Origin of the sequence: Ralstonia sp. A12 (assembly GCF_000801955.1) — a bacterium.
Taxonomy (GTDB): Bacteria; Pseudomonadota; Gammaproteobacteria; order Burkholderiales; family Burkholderiaceae; genus Ralstonia.
Genome location: NZ_JSZO01000028.1, coordinates 147,100 through 165,364, shown reverse-complemented (window position 1 = coordinate 165,364; position 18,265 = coordinate 147,100). Strand labels below are relative to the sequence as shown.

General features: G+C 63.7%; 16 protein-coding genes. 10 read left to right on the top strand and 6 right to left on the bottom strand.

The features are described 5' to 3' along the window. Window positions 1–23: 23 nt before the first annotated feature. Both PI87_RS22770 and PI87_RS22765 read right to left on the bottom strand, forming a co-directional pair. On the bottom strand, window positions 24–788 hold the full coding sequence (locus tag PI87_RS22770; protein ID WP_039599994.1) for an IclR family transcriptional regulator: 765 nt from the start codon (window positions 786–788) through the stop codon (window positions 24–26). Then, window positions 785–1,657, bottom strand: coding sequence for an N-formylglutamate amidohydrolase (locus tag PI87_RS22765; protein WP_039600145.1), 873 nt, complete (start codon window positions 1,655–1,657; stop codon window positions 785–787). The genes PI87_RS22770 and PI87_RS22765 overlap by 4 nt, the downstream gene beginning before the upstream one ends. A gap of 246 nt (window positions 1,658–1,903) precedes the next feature. Here PI87_RS22765 and PI87_RS22760 point away from each other — a divergent pair, with 246 nt between their 5' ends. Further along, the gene (locus PI87_RS22760; RefSeq protein WP_039599993.1) at window positions 1,904–2,935 is read left to right on the top strand and encodes a porin; all 1,032 of its coding nucleotides are present in this window, start codon (window positions 1,904–1,906) and stop codon (window positions 2,933–2,935) included. Between the two features lie 24 nt (window positions 2,936–2,959). On the opposite strand, the gene PI87_RS22755 is transcribed toward PI87_RS22760, so the two are convergent. The 3 genes from PI87_RS22755 to PI87_RS22745 all read right to left on the bottom strand — a co-directional run bounded on the left by PI87_RS22755 (window position 2,960) and on the right by PI87_RS22745 (window position 6,268). Then, the gene (locus tag PI87_RS22755) at window positions 2,960–4,558 is read right to left on the bottom strand and encodes an FMN-binding glutamate synthase family protein (protein ID WP_039599992.1); all 1,599 of its coding nucleotides are present in this window, start codon (window positions 4,556–4,558) and stop codon (window positions 2,960–2,962) included. 91 nt (window positions 4,559–4,649) lie between these two features. Continuing rightward, entirely contained in the window at window positions 4,650–5,765 is a 1,116-nt protein-coding gene (gene mnmA, locus PI87_RS22750; protein ID WP_039599991.1) for a tRNA 2-thiouridine(34) synthase MnmA, read from the bottom strand. Next, a complete protein-coding gene (locus PI87_RS22745; RefSeq protein WP_039599990.1) occupies window positions 5,765–6,268 on the bottom strand; it encodes an NUDIX hydrolase in 504 nt (167 codons plus the stop codon). Before PI87_RS22745 ends, mnmA begins: the two co-directional genes overlap by 1 nt. Window positions 6,269–6,542: 274 nt before the next feature. Between PI87_RS22745 and PI87_RS22740 the strand changes: the two genes are divergently transcribed. From PI87_RS22740 to PI87_RS22700, 9 genes are all read left to right on the top strand, one after another. After that, window positions 6,543–7,682: a Re/Si-specific NAD(P)(+) transhydrogenase subunit alpha gene (locus tag PI87_RS22740; RefSeq protein WP_039599989.1), complete on the top strand. Its 1,140-nt coding sequence runs from the start codon at window positions 6,543–6,545 to the stop codon at window positions 7,680–7,682. Between the two features lie 87 nt (window positions 7,683–7,769). After that, window positions 7,770–8,132, top strand: coding sequence for an aspartate 1-decarboxylase (gene panD, locus PI87_RS22735; RefSeq protein ID WP_009241493.1), 363 nt, complete (start codon window positions 7,770–7,772; stop codon window positions 8,130–8,132). A 79-nt stretch (window positions 8,133–8,211) separates the two neighbouring features. Further along, window positions 8,212–8,547, top strand: a complete 336-nt coding sequence (locus PI87_RS22730) for an NAD(P) transhydrogenase subunit alpha (RefSeq protein WP_039599988.1) — start codon at window positions 8,212–8,214, stop codon at window positions 8,545–8,547. Further along, window positions 8,547–10,004, top strand: a complete 1,458-nt coding sequence (locus PI87_RS22725) for an NAD(P)(+) transhydrogenase (Re/Si-specific) subunit beta (RefSeq protein WP_039599987.1) — start codon at window positions 8,547–8,549, stop codon at window positions 10,002–10,004. The genes PI87_RS22730 and PI87_RS22725 overlap by 1 nt, the downstream gene beginning before the upstream one ends. Before the next feature lie 185 nt (window positions 10,005–10,189). Continuing rightward, window positions 10,190–11,227 (top strand): response regulator, encoded by a 1,038-nt coding sequence (locus tag PI87_RS22720; RefSeq protein ID WP_039599986.1) that lies wholly within the window; start codon window positions 10,190–10,192, stop codon window positions 11,225–11,227. A gap of 640 nt (window positions 11,228–11,867) precedes the next feature. Then, on the top strand, window positions 11,868–13,262 hold the full coding sequence (locus PI87_RS22715; RefSeq protein ID WP_039599985.1) for a class I SAM-dependent methyltransferase: 1,395 nt from the start codon (window positions 11,868–11,870) through the stop codon (window positions 13,260–13,262). Next, window positions 13,263–14,606 carry a sensor histidine kinase gene (locus tag PI87_RS22710; protein ID WP_052321695.1) on the top strand — a complete coding sequence of 448 codons (1,344 nt, stop codon included), beginning with the start codon at window positions 13,263–13,265 and terminating at the stop codon, window positions 14,604–14,606. 8 nt (window positions 14,607–14,614) lie between these two features. Then, on the top strand, window positions 14,615–15,721 hold the full coding sequence (phcR, locus tag PI87_RS22705) for a two-component system hybrid sensor histidine kinase/response regulator PhcR (protein ID WP_039599984.1): 1,107 nt from the start codon (window positions 14,615–14,617) through the stop codon (window positions 15,719–15,721). A 70-nt stretch (window positions 15,722–15,791) separates the two neighbouring features. After that, on the top strand, window positions 15,792–16,802 hold the full coding sequence (locus tag PI87_RS22700) for a response regulator (RefSeq protein WP_039599983.1): 1,011 nt from the start codon (window positions 15,792–15,794) through the stop codon (window positions 16,800–16,802). Window positions 16,803–16,839: 37 nt separating this feature from the next. Here the strand turns inward: PI87_RS22700 and PI87_RS22695 are convergent, their stop codons facing one another. After that, on the bottom strand, window positions 16,840–18,261 hold the full coding sequence (locus PI87_RS22695; RefSeq protein ID WP_039599982.1) for a THUMP domain-containing class I SAM-dependent RNA methyltransferase: 1,422 nt from the start codon (window positions 18,259–18,261) through the stop codon (window positions 16,840–16,842). Window positions 18,262–18,265 lie beyond the last annotated feature (4 nt).

Genomic DNA, 18,265 nt, shown 5'->3' with positions numbered 1-18,265 from the left:
TGCTGCGGATCGTTATTGAAGAATCAGGGAGGTGGCGGGTTGTAGCCGAGCTCGCGGCCGATGCTTGCGGCACAGGCCAGCAGCGGCTCCAGCAATTGCGGCACATCGCGCGCGGTAATACGCGTGTCCGGACCTGACACGCTGAGCGCGGCGACAGCCATGCCGCTCACGTCGCGCACCGGCACAGACACGGCCGCGGCACCCGGCGTGACTTCACCAAAGCTGGTGGCGTAACCCTTCTGCTGGACGGCGGCGATCTGCTCGGCAATGACTTGCGGCTCGGGCCCGAGCGATTCGGCGGCGAGTTGCTTGACCTTGCCCAGGTACTGCGCGCGCACCTCTTGCGGCGCGAACGCCAGCAGCACCTTGCCTGCCGCGCCGTACCACAGCGGGCGGCGGTTGCCCACGCGGCCGATGATGCGCATTTCGTGCGAGGTTTCGCAGCGCGCCACGCATACGGTCTCCTGCCCCTCACGTACGCGCAGGATGATGGTCTCGTTCACCTGCTGGTTGAGCAGCAGCATGTGCCGGTGCGCGGTGCGCACCACGGCGTCCTGCGCGGCAGCGGCCACGCCCACCACGAAGGCCTGCGGGCCCAGCGCGTAGGTCGACGTCTTGGCATCGAGAATGACGAAGCGGTGCGCCTCCAGCGTGTGCAGCAGGCGGAACGCGCGCGACTTGTTGATGCCGAGACGGTTGGACAGCTCAGTCACCCCGAGGCCCGGATGTTCCGCCACCAGCGTCAGCAACGACAACGCGCTGTCGACCGATTCGACGATGTAGCTCATGGTGTCTGACCCTTGATTCGTTCGTTTACGTAGCCGCGCAAGGCTTCCACGAAACGGGTCAGTTGTCCACGCAAAGCCGCGAAGCCATCGTGCTTTTCGCAGGTGGCTTCATCCATGTAGAGCGCGCGGTTCAGTTCGATCTGGATGCTGTGCCGGTGTGCTGCTGGATTGCCGTAGCTGCGCACCAGATCACCACCGCGATACGGATCGTTGATCTGTACTGAGAAGCCCAGCGCGCGCAGCGTGTCGGCCACCCACGCGGTGAAGGCCGGATCAGCGCTGGTGCCGCTACGATCGCTCACGACCACATCCGGGCGCAGCGCGCCGTTGTCTTCGTTCATGGCGTTGCCGCGCGACTTCATCGAGTGGCAGTCCACGTGCCAGACATGGCCGAACTGTTGCCACGCGCCGTCGAGCGCCGCTTCCAGTGCCGCGCGATACGGCAGGTAGTAGTGGTCGATGCGCGCACGCACTTCGGCCAGCGGCAACAGCACGTCGTACATCGGCACGCCGGGCAGCGCGAATCGGCGGATCAGCCCCATGCCCCGCGCCGTGTACGACTCGGGCTGCAGCGGCTCGGGCCACGGCTCGGCCAGCAGCGCTGCATCAATATCGCGGATCGAGCGGTTGGCGTCGATGTACGCACGCGGAAACGCCGCCGCCAACAGCGTGCCGCCCTGCTCGGGCACAGCAGTCCATAGCTCGTCGACGTAGGCATCCCACGTGGTCAGCAGCGCCTCTTCCGACGCCACCGTCGCAAAACCTTCAGGAAACGCACGCGAGCTATGCGGCGAGTCGAAAACGACGGGCATGGCCGACGCTTGCGGCAGCGTGAGGTGGAAGGCGGCGGGAGATGACAACGGCGGCATCGACATCGAACAAGCTCAGCGAATTTTTGAAACGCTGTTTTATTTAATGAAACCGAAGTGTGAGGGTGTGATGCATCAACTGACAACGAGGGTTATCCCGTAAACACCGCATTTCGGTCACTTATCTTTGATTACAAGCGTTTACGGGAAATCACCCATACCGATGCGCTTGACACCGGATCAGCCCCGCCCGCACGATTTATTAAAACATTGTTTCATTCTATAAAACCAAAGAGGAGGAACCCCATGCAACGTTTTGCCCCGGCCGGCCTGTTGGCATTTGGCTGTCTGATGTCGTTTGCCGCCCCGAGCGCCGCCGCCGACGTCACCCTGTACGGACGCGTCGATCTGGATGCGGAAATCCAGAAGGGCCCGAAGGGCTCGACCGCGCAGGAAACCGACAACGCCTCACGCTGGGGCATGCGTGGCACAGAAAACTTGGGCAACGGGATGACCGCCGTGTTCGGCCTGGAGCAAGGCTTCAACGCGGACGACGGTACCGCGGTCACCCCGCAGTACCGCAATGCCTATGTCGGGCTGACCGGCGCGTTTGGCGCGTTTGCCTTGGGGCGGCTGGACTCGGCCACGCCTGTGGGCTCACCGATCTATTCGCAGATCACGCACATCACGGATTTCGTCATCCACGATGCCGGCGCCACGGCCATCGGCACCAAGGTGCTCAATGCGCGCAACCGCGTGTCGAACGCGTTTGGGTATCAATCGCCGGATTTCGGCGGCTTCTCGCTGCGCGCGCGGATGTACTTTGCCGGCCCGGAAACCCCGCCGTCCAACCCGGCAGCCCAGGTGCGCTTCGAAAGCGATTGGCGCGCCTACGACGTCGGCCTGAACTACGACCGCGGCCCGTTCTCGGCCGGCCTTGGCTACTCGAAGGACGACAAGCGTGGCGGCCTGGTTGCCAATGATTTCAACGACAAGGTGCAGTTGGCGGTCGGCTACAACTTCACGGTGGTCAACACCTACGCCGTGATCGGCCGCGACCGCTATGCTGGCACCGCCAGCACGCGCTCACAGGTGCGCTACTGGTTGGCAGGCTTCACCGTGCCGTTCGGCACCGCACACCAGATCACCGCCAACTACATGGAGCGCGACGTGCAGACCGACCGCGCGGGCAAGCTGAAGAAGTTCCAGATCGGCTACGGCTACAACCTCAGCAAGCGCACCATGCCGTACGTGTTCTTCGACCGCGAAGATCCGAACTCGAACGTGCGCGGCAACCGCGTGACGACGTACGGCGCCGGCATCAAGCACCTGTTCTGAGTTGAGCGGTCGATCTGACGCGCGTTACACCGCCACCGGGTCGAACCGTTCAGCCTGGGCCATCGGCCAGTAGCGCTCGTAGAGCTGATAGCGATAGCGCCCGGCAAGCAGATCGCCGGGTTCGAGGTATTTCAGCAGCGTGGAAAGCAACTGCACCTCGTTGCCCGACACGCGCCGCACGATGTGGTGGGCGCGGAAATCTGCCGGGTGCTGCAGGCCGGCGGCCTGTGTCAGTTCCAGCAGCGCGTGCAGCGTGTGGTCGTGGTACTGATGCACGCGCTCGGCCTTGTCCGGCACCACGAGCGCCTTCTGGCGGGATTTATCTTGCGTGGCCACGCCGGTCGGGCAGCGGTCGGTATGGCACTTCTGCGCCTGGATGCAGCCCAGCGCAAACATGAAGCCGCGCGCAGCGTTGCACCAGTCGGCGCCCATCGCCAGCGTGCGGGCCACGTCGAAGGCGGTGACGATCTTGCCCGACGCGCCAATCTTGATCTTGTCGCGCAGGTTGGTGCCCACCAGCGTGTTGTGCACCAACAGCAACCCTTCTTGCAGCGGCGTGCCGACGTGGTCGGTAAATTCCAGCGGCGCCGCACCCGTACCGCCCTCGGCACCATCCACCACGATGAAGTCCGGCAGGATGCCCGACTCCAGCATCGCCTTAACGATGCCGAAGAACTCCCACGGGTGGCCGATGCACAGCTTGAAGCCGGTGGGCTTTCCACCCGACAGCGTGCGCAGCCGGTCGACAAACTGCAGCAGCCCCAGCGGCGTCGAGAATTCCGAATGCGAGGCCGGCGAAATGCAGTCCTGCCCGATCGGAATGCCGCGCGTGGCAGCAATCTCCGGCGTGACCTTGGCAGCCGGCAGCACGCCACCGTGACCGGGCTTGGCCCCTTGCGACAGCTTCACCTCGATCATCTTCACCTGCGGGCTGCGTGCCTGCTCGGCAAAGCGGTCCGCGTCAAAGCGGCCATTGGCATCACGGCAGCCGAAGTAGCCCGAGGCGACTTCCCAGATCAGGTCACCGCCCTCTTCCCTGTGATACGGCGAGATCGAGCCTTCGCCCGTGTCATGAATGAAGTTGCCAAGCTTGGCACCGCGGTTGAGCGCGCGAATGGCATTGCCCGACAGCGCCCCGAAGCTCATCGCTGAAATGTTGAACACCGACATCGAATACGGCTTGGCGCGGCCTTCGCCCACCAGCACGCGGAAGTCTGACGAGGCGATGCGCGTAGGTGCCAGCGAATGGCCGATCCATTCGTGCCCTGCCACCTTCACATCGACTTCGGTGCCGAACGGGCGGCTGTCGACTTCGCCCTTGGCGCGCTGGTAGACGATGCTGCGCTGGGCACGCGAGAACGGACGCTCGTCGGTGTCGTCTTCGACGAAGTACTGGCGGATTTCCGGGCGGATGAACTCGAACAGGAAGCGGAAGTGGCCCCAGAGCGGGTAGTTGCGCAGCACCGAATGGCGCGTCTGCGTCACGTCGTAAATGCCCAGCAGCACCAGCAGACCCGGGATGAGCGCACACACCCAGTGCAGGTGCCCCGCCGCCCAGAACCCGGCGGTGATGACGAACAACAGCGCAACACCCGCAAAGGCCCAGTAGCGACGTGGCAGCATGACAAACCCTGTGTGGAGACGAATCAGGGCGCCAGCTTAAACGACCATCGCGACAGCCGCAGCCATCGCAACGGACTGTTGCGAAAACCAGTCAGGCGATGGCTTTCTCGGGCACGACTGCTTCAGCAGCCGAAATGATGCCGCCGCCCAGGCAGATCTCGCCGTCGTACAGCACGGCGGATTGGCCCGGCGTCACGGCCCACTGCGCCTCTGGGAAGGCGAGCGTGAGCGCACCGTCGGTTGCGCGCGCGACCGTGCAAGGCGCATCCGCCTGGCGGTAGCGCGTCTTGGCACCGATGACGGCGCCCTCGGCGGGCGCATGGCCCGCAACCCAGCTCAGATCCTCGGCGTGCACGGTATGGGCCAGCAGCCACGGGTGGTCATGGCCCTGCACCGCGTACAGCGTGTTGGCCGCCATGTCCTTGCGCGCCACGTACCACGCATCGCCGTTGCCATCGCGACTGCCACCGATGCCGATGCCCTTGCGCTGCCCCAGCGTGTAGAACGCCAGGCCGATGTGCTCGCCGATCGTCTTGCCGTCCGGTGTCTTGATCGGGCCCGGCTTGGTCGGCAGGTAACGGTTCAGGAAGTCGCGGAACGGCCGCTCGCCGATGAAGCAGATGCCGGTGGAATCCTTCTTCTTGGCGTTCGGCAAGCCAATCTCGGCGGCAATCTCGCGCACTTTCGTCTTCGGCATCTCACCCAGCGGGAACAGCGTGCGCGAGAGCTGCGCTTGGTTCAGTCGGTGCAGGAAGTAGCTCTGATCCTTGGTGTGGTCGAACGCCTTGAGCAGCTCGAAGCGACCGTCGACCTCACGCACGCGGGCGTAGTGGCCGGTGGCGATGGTGTCCGCGCCCAGCGCCATCGCGTGATCGAGGAAGGCCTTGAACTTGATTTCGGCGTTGCACAGCACGTCGGGGTTGGGCGTGCGGCCGGCGGAGTATTCGCGCAGGAAATCGGCAAACACGCGGTCCTTGTACTCGGCGGCAAAGTTGACCGCCTCCACGTCCACGCCAATCAGGTCGGCCACCGACACCACGTCGATCCAGTCCTGCCGAGTCGAGCAGTATTCGCCGTCGTCATCGTCTTCCCAGTTCTTCATGAACAGGCCGACGACGTCATAGCCCTGCTGCTTGAGCAGCCACGCGGTGACGGAGGAATCCACGCCGCCAGACATGCCGACGACGATGCGTTTCTTGTTGCTCATCAGTCTGCTCCCACGCCCGAGTTGAGCCCATAAGCGCTGGCGTGCGTGTGGATGATGTCGAGCGGATAGCGCTTGCCAGCGAGGTAGTCCTCCACGCAGGCGAGCAGCAGCGGGCTGCGGTGGCGCTCTTGGCTGGCGCGGATCTCGTCTGCCGTCAGCCAGACGGTGCGAACGATGCCCTCGTCGAGGGTGCGGCGCGGGTCTTGGGGTCCCAATTCGCCGGTAAAGGCCATCCGCACGTAGGTGACGGGGTCGCCCTGCGGCGGTTGAAACTGCGCCATATAGCAACCGAGGAAGGCGGTCGGCACGAAGCTGTACGTGGTTTCTTCCAGCGCTTCGCGTGCGACAGCGTCGACCAGGCTCTCGTCCGGGTCGAGGTGACCGGCAGGCTGGTTCAGGCGCAGACCGGCATCGGTGTGCTCCTCAACCAACAGAAAGCGCCCGTCCCGCTCAATGACAGCGGCAACGGTGACGCTGGGTTTCCAGCGAACGGCTTGGCTCATGGCAAAAATGGCAACAAAAACAAGGCGTTATTGTAACGGGCGGGCGCGCTTCCCGCTCGCACTGGCGGATCGTCGTTCGTTGCCCTAAGTTGTGCTCAGTTCGGCACACGTTTGCGGCGGATCGGCGCGCGTTCCCCAATCCTTCGGAATCTCGATGTGATCTTCGAGGAGCGTCCACCTGCCAAAAACTTCGGGTAAGCTGCACAGCGTTCAACAAAACCGACCAAAGCGCGCATTTCTTCACCCTGGCGCGCACGACAACGAGGAGAACACGATGCACATCGGCATCCCGCAGGAGACGCGGGCGGACGAGACGCGCGTTGCCGCGACCCCGGAGACGATCAAGAAGTACATTGCGCTTGGCCATCAAGTCACAGTGCAGTCTGGTGCCGGCGTTGCCGCTGCCCAGCCTGACGAGGCTTACGTGGCTGTCGGCGCGAAGATCGGCACCGCTGCGCAGGCGCTTGGCGCACAGATCGTGCTCAAGGTGCGCTCACCTGAGCCAGCGGAGCTGGCCCAGATGCAGGCGGGTGCCGTGCTGGTCGGCATGCTCAACCCGTTTGACGACGAGAACACCGCGCGCCTGGCCGCAGCGAACGTCACCGCGTTTGCGCTGGAAGCCGCGCCGCGCACCACGCGCGCGCAGAGCATGGACGTGCTCTCCTCGCAGGCCAACATTGCCGGTTACAAGGCCGTGATGGTGGCCGCGAACCACTATCAACGCTTCATGCCGATGCTGATGACCGCCGCCGGCACCGTCAAGGCCGCGCGTGTGCTGATCCTGGGTGCCGGCGTGGCCGGCCTGCAGGCGATTGCGACAGCCAAGCGCCTGGGTGCCGTCATTGAGGCATCCGATGTGCGCCCCGCCGTGAAGGAGCAGATCGAATCGCTGGGCGCCAAGTTCCTCGACGTGCCGTTCCTGACCGACGAAGAACGCGAGATCGCGCAGGGCGTGGGCGGCTATGCCCGCCCAATGCCGCCCGACTGGATGCGCCGCCAGGCTGAACTCGTGCATATACGCGCAAGCCAGGCCGACATCGTCATCACCACTGCACTGATCCCGGGGCGCCGCGCGCCGACGCTGCTGTCCGAAGCCACCGTGCAGGCAATGAAGCCGGGCTCGGTGGTGGTCGACCTGGCCGCCGCGCAAGGCGGCAACTGCCCACTGACGGAAGCCGATCGCGTGGTCATCAAGCACGGCGTCACGCTGGTGGGCCATACCAACCTCGCGTCGATGGTGGCGGCCGATGCCTCCGCCCTCTATGCGCGCAACGTGCTGGATTTCCTCAAGCTGATCATCGACAAGGACGGTGGCCTCGCCATCAACCTCGAAGACGACATCGTGGCCGCCTGCCTGCTGAGTCAGGCCGGCCAGGTGGTGCGTGCTCCTGCTGCCACGAGCACCGCCAAATAACAAGGAGACTGCGGCAGGCGCGTGCAACACCCAGCCTGCCGCATGTGGCGCTTTGGTTTCTGTCATCTCTGTTTCAAGGAAGGCTTCATGCAACGCAACATGCTTCGCGCCAAGCTGCACCGCGCGACGGTCACCCAGGCCGATCTGGACTACGAAGGCTCGTGCGGCATCGACGAGGATCTGCTCGACGCCGCCGACATGCGCGAGTACGAAAAGATCGAGCTGTACAACGTCAACAACGGCGAGCGCTTCTCGACCTACATCATCAAGGGCAAGCGCGGCTCGGGCGAGATCTCGCTCAACGGCGCCGCTGCACGCCGCGCGCACGTGGGTGATCTGCTCATCATCTGCACCTACGCGCCGATGAACGAAGAAGAAGTCGCCAGCTACAAGCCCAAGGTCGTGCTGCTGGGCGAAGGCAACAAGATCAAGGCCATCAAGGAAACCTGACGCGCAGTACGGCCCCGCAAGAAAAAAGCAATGCGCGGGGCCGCACGGCACATCGACCAAGAAGCGAGGAGGAGCATTCATGGAGCTGGTCAATCACACGGTGATCAACCTGATCATCTTCGTGCTGGCGATCTACGTCGGCTACCACGTGGTCTGGACGGTCACGCCGGCGCTGCATACGCCGCTGATGGCCGTGACCAACGCCATCTCGGCCATCATCATCGTCGGTGCGATGCTGGCAGCGGGCCTTACGCAGACGGGGCTGGGCCGCACCATGGGCGTGGTGGCGGTGGCGCTGGCGGCGGTCAATGTGTTTGGCGGCTTCCTGGTCACCCAGCGCATGCTTGAGATGTTCAAGAAGAAAGAGCCGAAGGCCAAGGCAGGCGGCAATGGTGCAAACGGGGAGGCCAAATAATGAGCATGAACCTCGTCACCCTGCTGTATCTGCTGGCGTCGGTCTGCTTCATCCAGGCGCTCAAGGGGCTTTCGCACCCCACCACGGCGCGACGCGGCAACGCGTTCGGCATGACGGGCATGGCCATCGCCGCCGTCACAACCCTCGCTCTCATCGTCAAACTCAAAGCCGAGATGTTTGCCGGCACCGAGAGCGGCACGTCCACGGGTTTCATCCTGATCTTCGCGGGCCTGGTGGTCGGCGGCGGCATCGGCGCCTATGTGGCGCGCACGGTCGAGATGACCAAGATGCCCGAGCTGGTGGCGGCCATGCACTCGCTGATCGGTCTGGCGGCGGTGTGTATTGCCGTTGCCGCCGTGGCTGAACCGTCGGCTTTCGGCATCACGATGGCCGGTGACAACGTGCTGCCGCTGGGCAACCGCGTGGAGCTATTCATCGGCACGTTTGTCGGCGCCATCACGTTCTCCGGTTCGGTGATCGCCTTCGGCAAGCTGTCGGGCAAATACAAGTTCCGCCTGTTCCAGGGCGCGCCGGTGCAGTTTGCCGGCCAGCACATGCTGAACCTGCTGCTGGCAGTGGCCATGCTCGGCTTCGGCATCCTGTTCTTCCTAAGCCAAAGCTGGCTGCCGTTCATCATCATGACGGCCATCGCGTTCGTGCTGGGCGTGCTGATCATCATCCCGATCGGCGGTGCCGACATGCCGGTGGTGGTGTCGATGCTGAACTCGTACTCGGGTTGGGCGGCGGCGGGCATCGGCTTCTCGCTCAACAACCCGATGCTGATCATCGCGGGTTCGCTGGTGGGTTCATCCGGTGCAATTCTGTCTTACATCATGTGCAGGGCGATGAACCGGTCGTTCTTCAACGTGCTGCTGGGCGGCTTCGGCTCGGAAGCATCGGCCGGTGCCGCCGCGGGTGACGGGCAGCAACGCCCCGTCAAATCCGGCTCGCCGGACGACGCGGCCTTCCTGCTGGGCAATGCCGAGACGGTCATCATCGTCCCAGGCTACGGCTTGGCCGTGGCACGTGCACAGCACGCGCTCAAGGAGCTGACCGAACTGCTCACGGAAAAGGGCGTGACCGTCAAGTACGCCATCCACCCGGTCGCCGGCCGCATGCCCGGCCACATGAACGTGCTGCTGGCCGAGGCCGAGGTGCCATACGACCAGGTGTTTGAAATGGAAGACATCAACAGCGAGTTCGGCCAGGCCGACGTGGTGCTGGTGCTGGGCGCCAACGACGTGGTCAACCCGGCAGCCAAGAACGATCCGAAGTCTCCCATTGCCGGCATGCCGATCCTCGAGGCGTACAAGGCCAAGACGATCATCGTCAACAAGCGCTCCATGAACGCCGGCTACGCCGGGCTCGACAACGAGCTGTTCTATATGGACAAGACGATGATGGTGTTCGGCGACGCCAAGAAGGTCGTGGAAGATATGGTGAAATCTGTGGATTAAGGCGGCGCACTGACCGCCGTCAACGCGTCATCAGTTCTCGGCATCAGTTCACCCGCGTTCTGCTTGCCCCCGGCGGCGGCAGGCAGTAACTTAGTGCTAACGGGCAGCGCAGGCCACACCGGCCGGCGCTGCCTCTTTTGCCCTTTCTTGTCCCTTTTCGGCCCCTCTTCCCCCCATCCCGACGTATGCAACAGGACAGCGCCCTGCCGGTCTACTTCCACCCGACCCTGACTGTGGTGGTCGACGACAGTCAGTCGTTCGTGGAAAGCCTCGGGTTTCAGATGGACCCGTCGCGGGCAATGCTGGCCTTCAATGATCCGGATGAGGCACTGGCGTGGCTGCGCCAGTGGCATTCACTGCGCATGCCGGGCTTCCTGCCCGTGCGCGTCACGCACGACGATCTCACCTTCTCCAGCGAGCGCCGCACCATCCAGCTCGACGTCGATCGCGTCTATCGCCAGATCCATGAGGTGAACCGCTTCCTGCAGCCGTCGGTAATCGTGGTGGACTACTCCATGCCGCGCATGAACGGGCTGGAGTTCTGCGCCAAGCTCAAAGAGCTGCCGTGCATGACAATCCTGCTCACCGGTATGGCCGATGAGAACATCGCCGTGCAGGGTTTCAACGACGGGCTGATCGATCGCTACATCAAGAAGGATCACCCGGCCATGGCCGAGCGTCTGGGCGCGGAGATCGAAGCGCTGCAGATGCGCTATTTCAGTACGCTGTCGAGCACGTTGCGCGAGTTGCTGTCGCGCCACTCGTTCAGCTTCCTGTCGGACCCGGCGGTCACCCAGCTTGTGCGCGATCTGTCCGCGCGCTACCGCTTCATCGAGTACTACCTGTACCCGCATCCGGCCGGCGTGCTACTGCTCACCGCCGACGGACGCGCCACGCTCATGGTCATCGAGACCAACGCGAGCATGCTCACGCATCTGGAAAACGCCGAGGCGTACAACGCGCCCGACGCCCTGCTCAAGGGCCTGCACGACAAGCAGATCGTGCCGTTCTTCTGGCCGGGCGACGGCATGTACACGCCTGCGTGTGTGGAGTGGGAGCAATACTGTCTGCCGGCCGAGGTGTGCCAGGGTCGCGAGCCGTACTACTACGCGCTGTTCGACATGCCCAGCCACCTGCTGCCCGCACAGATCTACAGCTATACCCAGTTCCTCGCCAACTACAAGCAGGATCCGGATGCGCTCACCGGCCGCAAGCCACGCTGAAAGCAGCACATTCTGATTTGCGCTGCACTGCGGGAATCCACATTGTGTGGGGTACATTGGGCAAGTACAATCGATTGAGTCACCCGGCATCCATGACGTCAGAGCATGCACCGGCTGAATCGCCCTGATGCGTACGTGGCAGTGCTGCGGCATCATGGCGAGCGAGAGCGTCGGCGGGCAATCTACGGTACGGCGCTCCGAAAGTATTACTGTGCGGGATTCTCCTTGAGAGACGATTTGGGATGCAGCAGCGGGCCGCGCGCCAAACCAGCGCGTGTCGCGGATGTCAGGGGAGTGCATCGTTCCAGTCTGTTTGCGGTCGCACGATTCCCGTTGCCACGCTGTTGATCTGCAGGTTGCGCAAGCATGATCGCTTTCGCAATGGCAGATCGCCTTCTCTGATCTTCTCGAAGCGGGTTTGGGCGAGAGACGCCCGGGCCGATGCGCGGTAGGCGCGGCCAACGGACGGCTTCAAGCACGCTTTCACGACTGATGCGACGGCATGCCCGGCGGTCTCTCGCTGTGGTGGTGCTGTGTTCGTTGTGCCCAGAATTTGCAGTGCGGGCCCGGACGCGCGGTGGTTGGAGTGAGCGTCCCGCTTGGCAGACGTTTTCCCTGAAGTCTCCGGCAAATTCGCACCGTGTACTCACCCAATCAAATCGATCCGGCGGTCAGCTTCCGCAACTCACAGGGTCAGCAGGTCCGCGGCACCATCATCACGCTGCAGCGACGCGCCCTGGTGATGGAGATCTACAACCCGTACTCGATCGTGCAGGTGAGCGAGGTCCTCTCCGACCTGGCGATCAAGATCGGTACGCGGCAGGTCTACCTCGGCAAGGCAGTGGTGATCAGCCTGGTCAACACGGGCCTGACCGCCGTCGTCTCGCTCACGCTGATCGACGAATGGCGCGAGCTGTCGGAGATGGCCGACACGCCCGCCTCGGTGGGCGAGGAAGCGCGAACGTTCGTGCGGGATTGGCAGGAACGCTTCCGCATCCGGCGTGAATACCAGATCGTCATCAACGAAATGCGCGCCTTCCTGGCGGAGGTCTCGCGCTGGGTCGAGCAGGTCGATCTGTCCAAATCCTTGCCGCGTGAAGACAACAAGCTGCGCACCGATGTCTTCATGGAGCTGGCCGAGCCCGTGATGCTCCGGGTCAAGCACTACCTAGACATCCTGGAGACCGAAGCCTCCGACATCGAGGCCAGCCTGGCGCCCTCCCACCGCGCCTTCGCACAAACCGCGCTGCACCCGCTGCTCCTGCGCTCGCCATTCGTCTACCGCACGTTCACCAAGCCGCTGGGCTACGCGGGTGACTATGAGATGGTCAACCAGATTCTGGGCGACCCGCAGGAAGGTCCAAGCACGTACTTCCAGATCATCAACGTCACGTTCCTGAAGGCGCAGGTTGCACAGGCGCACAGAAACCGCATCGACATCCTGGTCGATTTCCTTAAGAAGCTTGCGATGCAGGCAAAAGCCGAGGGACGCCGGTACCGCGTCATGAATCTCGGCTGCGGCCCAGCAGTGGAAATCCAGCGCTTCCTGCGCGAGTTCGAAGAATCGCACCTGCTTGAGTTCGAGTTGATCGACTTCAGCCAGGAGACGCTGGACTACGCCAAGGCGCGACTGACCGAAGCGGCCCGGCAAGGTGGCACCACGCTGCAGGCGGAGTTCGTCCACCAATCGGTGCACGAGCTCATCAAGCGCCCCGCGCGCAGAGCTGAGGAAGTGCGCGATTGCGACGCCGTCTATTGCGCGGGGCTGTTCGACTACATCTCAGACAAGGTCTGCAATCGATTGCTGACCTACTTCACGACGCGCACTCGCCCGGGCGGGCGCATCCTGGCCACCAACGTGCACTCGGACAACCCGGAGCGGCTCTTCACCATGGAGCATCTGCTCGAGTGGTACCTGATCTATCGAAACGAAGAGCAACTCTCAGCCACCTTCCCGGAAGAAGCATGCCGGGACATCAAGGCCTACGTCGATGCCACCGGCGTCAATGTGTTCAGCGAGGCAACGGTGATCTAGATGACCGAGCGCGCAATTGACCCCCTGAAGAGCGCGTTCTACCGCGCCGAGCGAGAAGGCTTCCGGCTGTCATTCAGCCGGACCACCGCGCTGGTCGGTATCGTGCTGGTGCTGATGGGCGCCGGTCTGGACTACAACACGTACCCGGGCAATCTCAAGCCGTTCTTCTTTGCACGCGTCTTTGTTTCGCTGCTGATCCTAGTCGTCTATCTGATCCTGCCAACGCGGTGGGGAAGGCAACGGCTGTCATATCTGACTCTGCTCTGGCTGTGCTTTCCGCAGATCATGATCGCGTGGATGATCTCCGTCACGGAGGGTGCCCACTCGATCTACGCAACCGGCCTGCACCTGGCAGTCTTTGCGGCGGGCAGCGTGCTGCCATTCAATACCAAGCAGACCATCGGCTTCGGCGTCATCACCTATACGCTGTACCTCCTGGCCTGCCTGTCGCACGATCCGGCCAGTGTGGCCGGCAGCACGTTCTTCGTGAACTCCCAGTTCCTGATCTTCACCTCCACGCTGGGCGTCTTCTGCACCTACTTCAACGAGAACAGCCGGTTTGAGCTCTTCAAGCTGAAGGAAGAGGTGGCCGACAAAAACAGTCAGCTTGAAGACACCAACAGCAGCCTCGTCGAGATCAAGGGCCAGCTCCTGCAGCAAGAAAAGATGGCCGCCATCGGCACGCTGTCTGCGGGCCTGCTGCACGAGATCAATAACCCGGTGAACTTCTGCCTGATGGCGATTGCGGTGGCGCAGGAAGACCCGACCGCCAAGGGCAGCCCCATGCTGCTCGAATGCCTGGTCGACGCCAAGGAAGGTATGCAGCGCGTGCAGCATATCGTGTCGGATCTGAAAACCTTCGCCTACCGCAGCCCCGAGAAAGGCGAAGCCGATTCGCCCTTCCTGGTGGAGAAGGCTATCGATTCGGCCATCCGTCTCACGAGCCATGAACTGCGCGGCGTGACCGTCGAGCGCAAGCTGCCGCCCGACACGCTGGTACGCGGTGACGAGGCAGCCATCATCGGTGTGCTGATCAACCTGCTGTCGAACGCGGCGCTGGCCATGCACAAGGTGCAGCGCGAAAACCCGCGCATCGAGATTGCGGCCGAATGGATCGACCACCGGCTGCACGTGGTGGTAACGGACAACGGCCCGGGCATCTCCGAGAAGAATCTCTCGCGCGTGTTCGAGCCGTTCTTCACCACGCGCGAAGTCGGCAAGGGACTGGGGCTGGGCCTGTCGATCAGCTACAGCGTGATCCAGCGCCACGGCGGCACGCTTGCCGTGACGAGCCAGGAAGGCGAATGGGCGCGCTTCACGTTCGATCTGCCGCGCTCGGAGTAGGACGCATCATGGACATCACGCCGGACACCGTCACCATCCTCTACGTCGACGACGAGCAGCAGGCCTGCAAGTGGTTCGCGCGCACGATCGGCGACGGCTACGAAGTGCTGACGGCCAACAGCGTGGAAGAAGCCAAGGCCGTACTGCACGACGCGTACGAGCGCATCAGCGTGGTGCTGACGGACTTCCGCATGCCCGGCGGCAACGGCACGGAGCTGCTGCGCTTCATTGACGCGGAGTACGGCGATATCGCCACCATCCTCGTCACCGCGTATGCCGACAAGGACCTGCTGATCCAGGCCGTCAACACCGGCCGCGTGTTCAAGATTCTGGAGAAGCCCTACAAGCCGGAAGACGTGCGGCGCTCGCTGCAGGAAGCCCTGGCGCTGCGCCAGGACCGCCTGCTGCGCACGCAACGCCTGATGGCCATCGACGAGACGCTGGCCTTCCTCGCGCACGAGCTGAACACGCCGCTAGCAGCCATCTCCAACTTTGCGCGCGGCATCCGCATGCGCGTGGATCAGACGGCGTTCGCGCCGGAAGCCCTGCCCGACATCGGCCGCGCAGCCGATCGCGTACAGGACAACGCACGCTATTGCCTGTCGGTGATCGCCACCTTCCTGAACTCGGTGCGCAACACCTACGGCAAACCAGGCACGGCGGCAGCGCCCAACAGCGCGAGCGGGCTGATCCGCTCATTGTTCGATACCTACCCGTTCACGAACACGCAGCGCGCCTGGGTGTCATACCGCGTGGAGCAGGACTTCCCGATCATGACGCTGCCCAACTGCGTGATGCTGGTGCTGTCCTCGCTCACGAGCAACGCGCTGCATGCGCTGCGTCGTACCGACGCTCCGCGGCTGGAGATCATCGCCAGCAGCACACCGGAAGTGGACGGCATACGCCATATGATCCGCATTGAAGACAACGGCCCCGGCATCGCCCCGGACGTCCTCAAGCGGCTGACCATCGACCCCGTGACGACGCGCGCAGAAGAAGGCGGCAACGGCATGGGTATGATTTTTTGTACGCGGATCATGCAATCGTTCGGGGGAGCGATTGCGATTGACTCTGCACCCAGCGCAGGCACGCGCGTGACCCTGACGTTCCCATGACACCATCAACAACACGAACCACGCCACACATGATCCGCGCGTTTGCTGCATTTGCTATGAGGAGTGATGGATGACCAATCCCGGGGGCAATGAGCCCAAGATTCTGTACGTGGACGACGAGACATTGGCGCTGACTTACTTCGGCCGTGCCATCGGTTCACTGGCGCCGGTCGTCACCGCCACCTCAGTCGAAGAAGGTAAGCGCATGCTTGACCAGCATGCCGCCACGCTGGGCGTGCTCGTATCCGACCAGCGCATGCCCGGTGAACTCGGCAACGAGCTGCTGCGCTACGCACGCGAGCGTTATCCGCACCTGGTGCGTATCCTGACCACCGCCTACTCGGAAATCGAAGACACGGTGGAGGCCGTCAATCAGGGGCAGATTCATCGCTACATCAAGAAGCCGTGGGACATCACCGCGCTGCGCGTGGAACTGAAGCAGGCGTTGGAGTTCTCCGACCTGCGCCGCGAGCGTGATGCCCTGCTGCGCGAGAAGATGACCGTGCGCCAGAGCCAGACGCTCACGCATCGCATCGGCGCGTTACAGACGTTGTATCTGGCGGTGTCGGGACTGTCGTCGTTCAGCGCGGTCAACGATTACCTGCGCGCAGCGGCGGCGGTCGGGCTGCATGCGGTAGAGCAGCCCGACTGGGCGATGAAGGACTACACCGAGCTCGTCGGCGAAGAAAGCCTGCGCACCGGTGAATTCAGCCACGCAGTGCGGCAGGCCTACCAGGACCTGTCGTCGCACTTTGACAGCAAGCCCGCCTCGCAAGCGCTGGATGTGCTGGCCGAGGTGCTGCAGGGTAAGGTGTCATCGGCTGGTGGCGATTCGGCGGCGGTGGTCGATCTCACTACGCTGACGGAGTTCCTGGAGGCGGCATCTACGCACAAGGTGTCGGAGTCGCACGCCAAGTGGCTGGCCTTCCTGCTGTGGCTTGACGGCAAGGGCTGGTCTGTCACCGCCAAACGCGATGGAGCCACCGTTGCGCTGCGCCTGGTCGACAACCAGACACAGCTCACGCCCGATCAGCTCGCCGGGTGGATGGAGCACTTCCAGGAGCAGCAGCAGGCCGCCTGACCGCGCTGCCGCGTAAGGTTCAACGCAACGCCGATGCTTATGCGTCGGCGTTGTCGTTTCCGGCGTCTGAAGCGGCGTCACCCTTCGTGGTGCGTTCCGGACGGTCACGCATGCCGCCCTTCACCATCTCGAATCGGAACAGGCGGCATTCGATGTTGCCGTTGTAGAGCGGCGTGCGCTGCGATTCCTTCAACCGCATGCGGCGCGGCATCGAGAGATCGCCGGTGAAGACGAACGCCCTCCAGCCGGAGAATTCGCGCTTGAGCGTGCCCGCAAAGGCCTGGGCGAATTCGTTGGCGGCGGCTTCTTCCACCGGATCGACGGGCGGCGGCGGTTCCGGTTGACGTTGCTCGCGCATCGGACGGCGAGCGTCGTCACGCGGCGCCCCCATCGCACGGCTGGCACGCTCGAACACGGTGCCGTCATCCTCGTCCTCGCCTTCCGGCCGACGACGACGCGAACCCTGTGCACCGCGCACGGCGATACGCTCGCCGTACGGCGGGTTCATCAGCAGCACACCAGCGGCTTCGAACGGCGGCTTGCCGAAACGTGCATCGACCTGCTTGAGCATGGGCTCGCCCGGCAGACCGGCGCGCTGCCAGTTGGCGGCGGCATAGGCCAGCATGTCGGTGGAGATGTCAGCGCCCGCTACCAGCGGCGGCGCACGGCGCATGGATGCGGCCGCCGCATCCGCAGCAGCTTCACGCAGGCGCTTGAAGCATTTGGCGTCGTGGTCTTGCAGCCACTCGCAAGCGAAGGCACGCTTGCCACCCGGTGCAATACCCAAGGCGCGCTGCGCAGCCTCGACGAGGAACGTACCGCTGCCGCACATCGGGTCGTAGAACGGCACGCCGTGTGCGCCAGTCCAGCCGGTCAGGCGCAAGATGCCGGCGGCGAGGTTTTCCTTCAGCGGCGCCTCACCCTTCTCCTCGCGCCAGCCGCGCTTGAAGAGCGGCTCGCCAGTGGTGTCGAGGTAGATCGTGCAATCGGTCTCGGTCAGGTACGCGTAGATGCGCACGTCGGGCGAAACGGTATCGACGCTGGGGCGTGCGCCCGTGCGCTGGCGAAAGCGGTCACAGACGCCATCCTTCACGCGCAGGCCGACGAACTTGAGGCTCTGCAGCGGCGACTTGTGCGCGGTCACGTCCACGCGGATCATCTCGTCGGGCGTGAAGTAGTCTTCCCAGCGCTGCGCGGCAGCCAGCGCATAGATGTCGTCTTCCGAGCGATACCCGCGCGAGGCCAAACGCATCAGCACCCGGCTGGCGATGCGGCTGTGCAGGTTGACGGCATACGCCGCACCCTGCGTACCGAAGAAGTGCACGCCGCCCGGCACGGTGCGGCCCACCTCGAACGCAGCCAGCTCATCCACCTCAGGGCGGATGGAGATTTCGGCCAGTTCATCGGCCAGCGCTTGTTCCAGCCCACGGGGGCACGGCGCAAAGTAAGCAGTTGCCATCGGA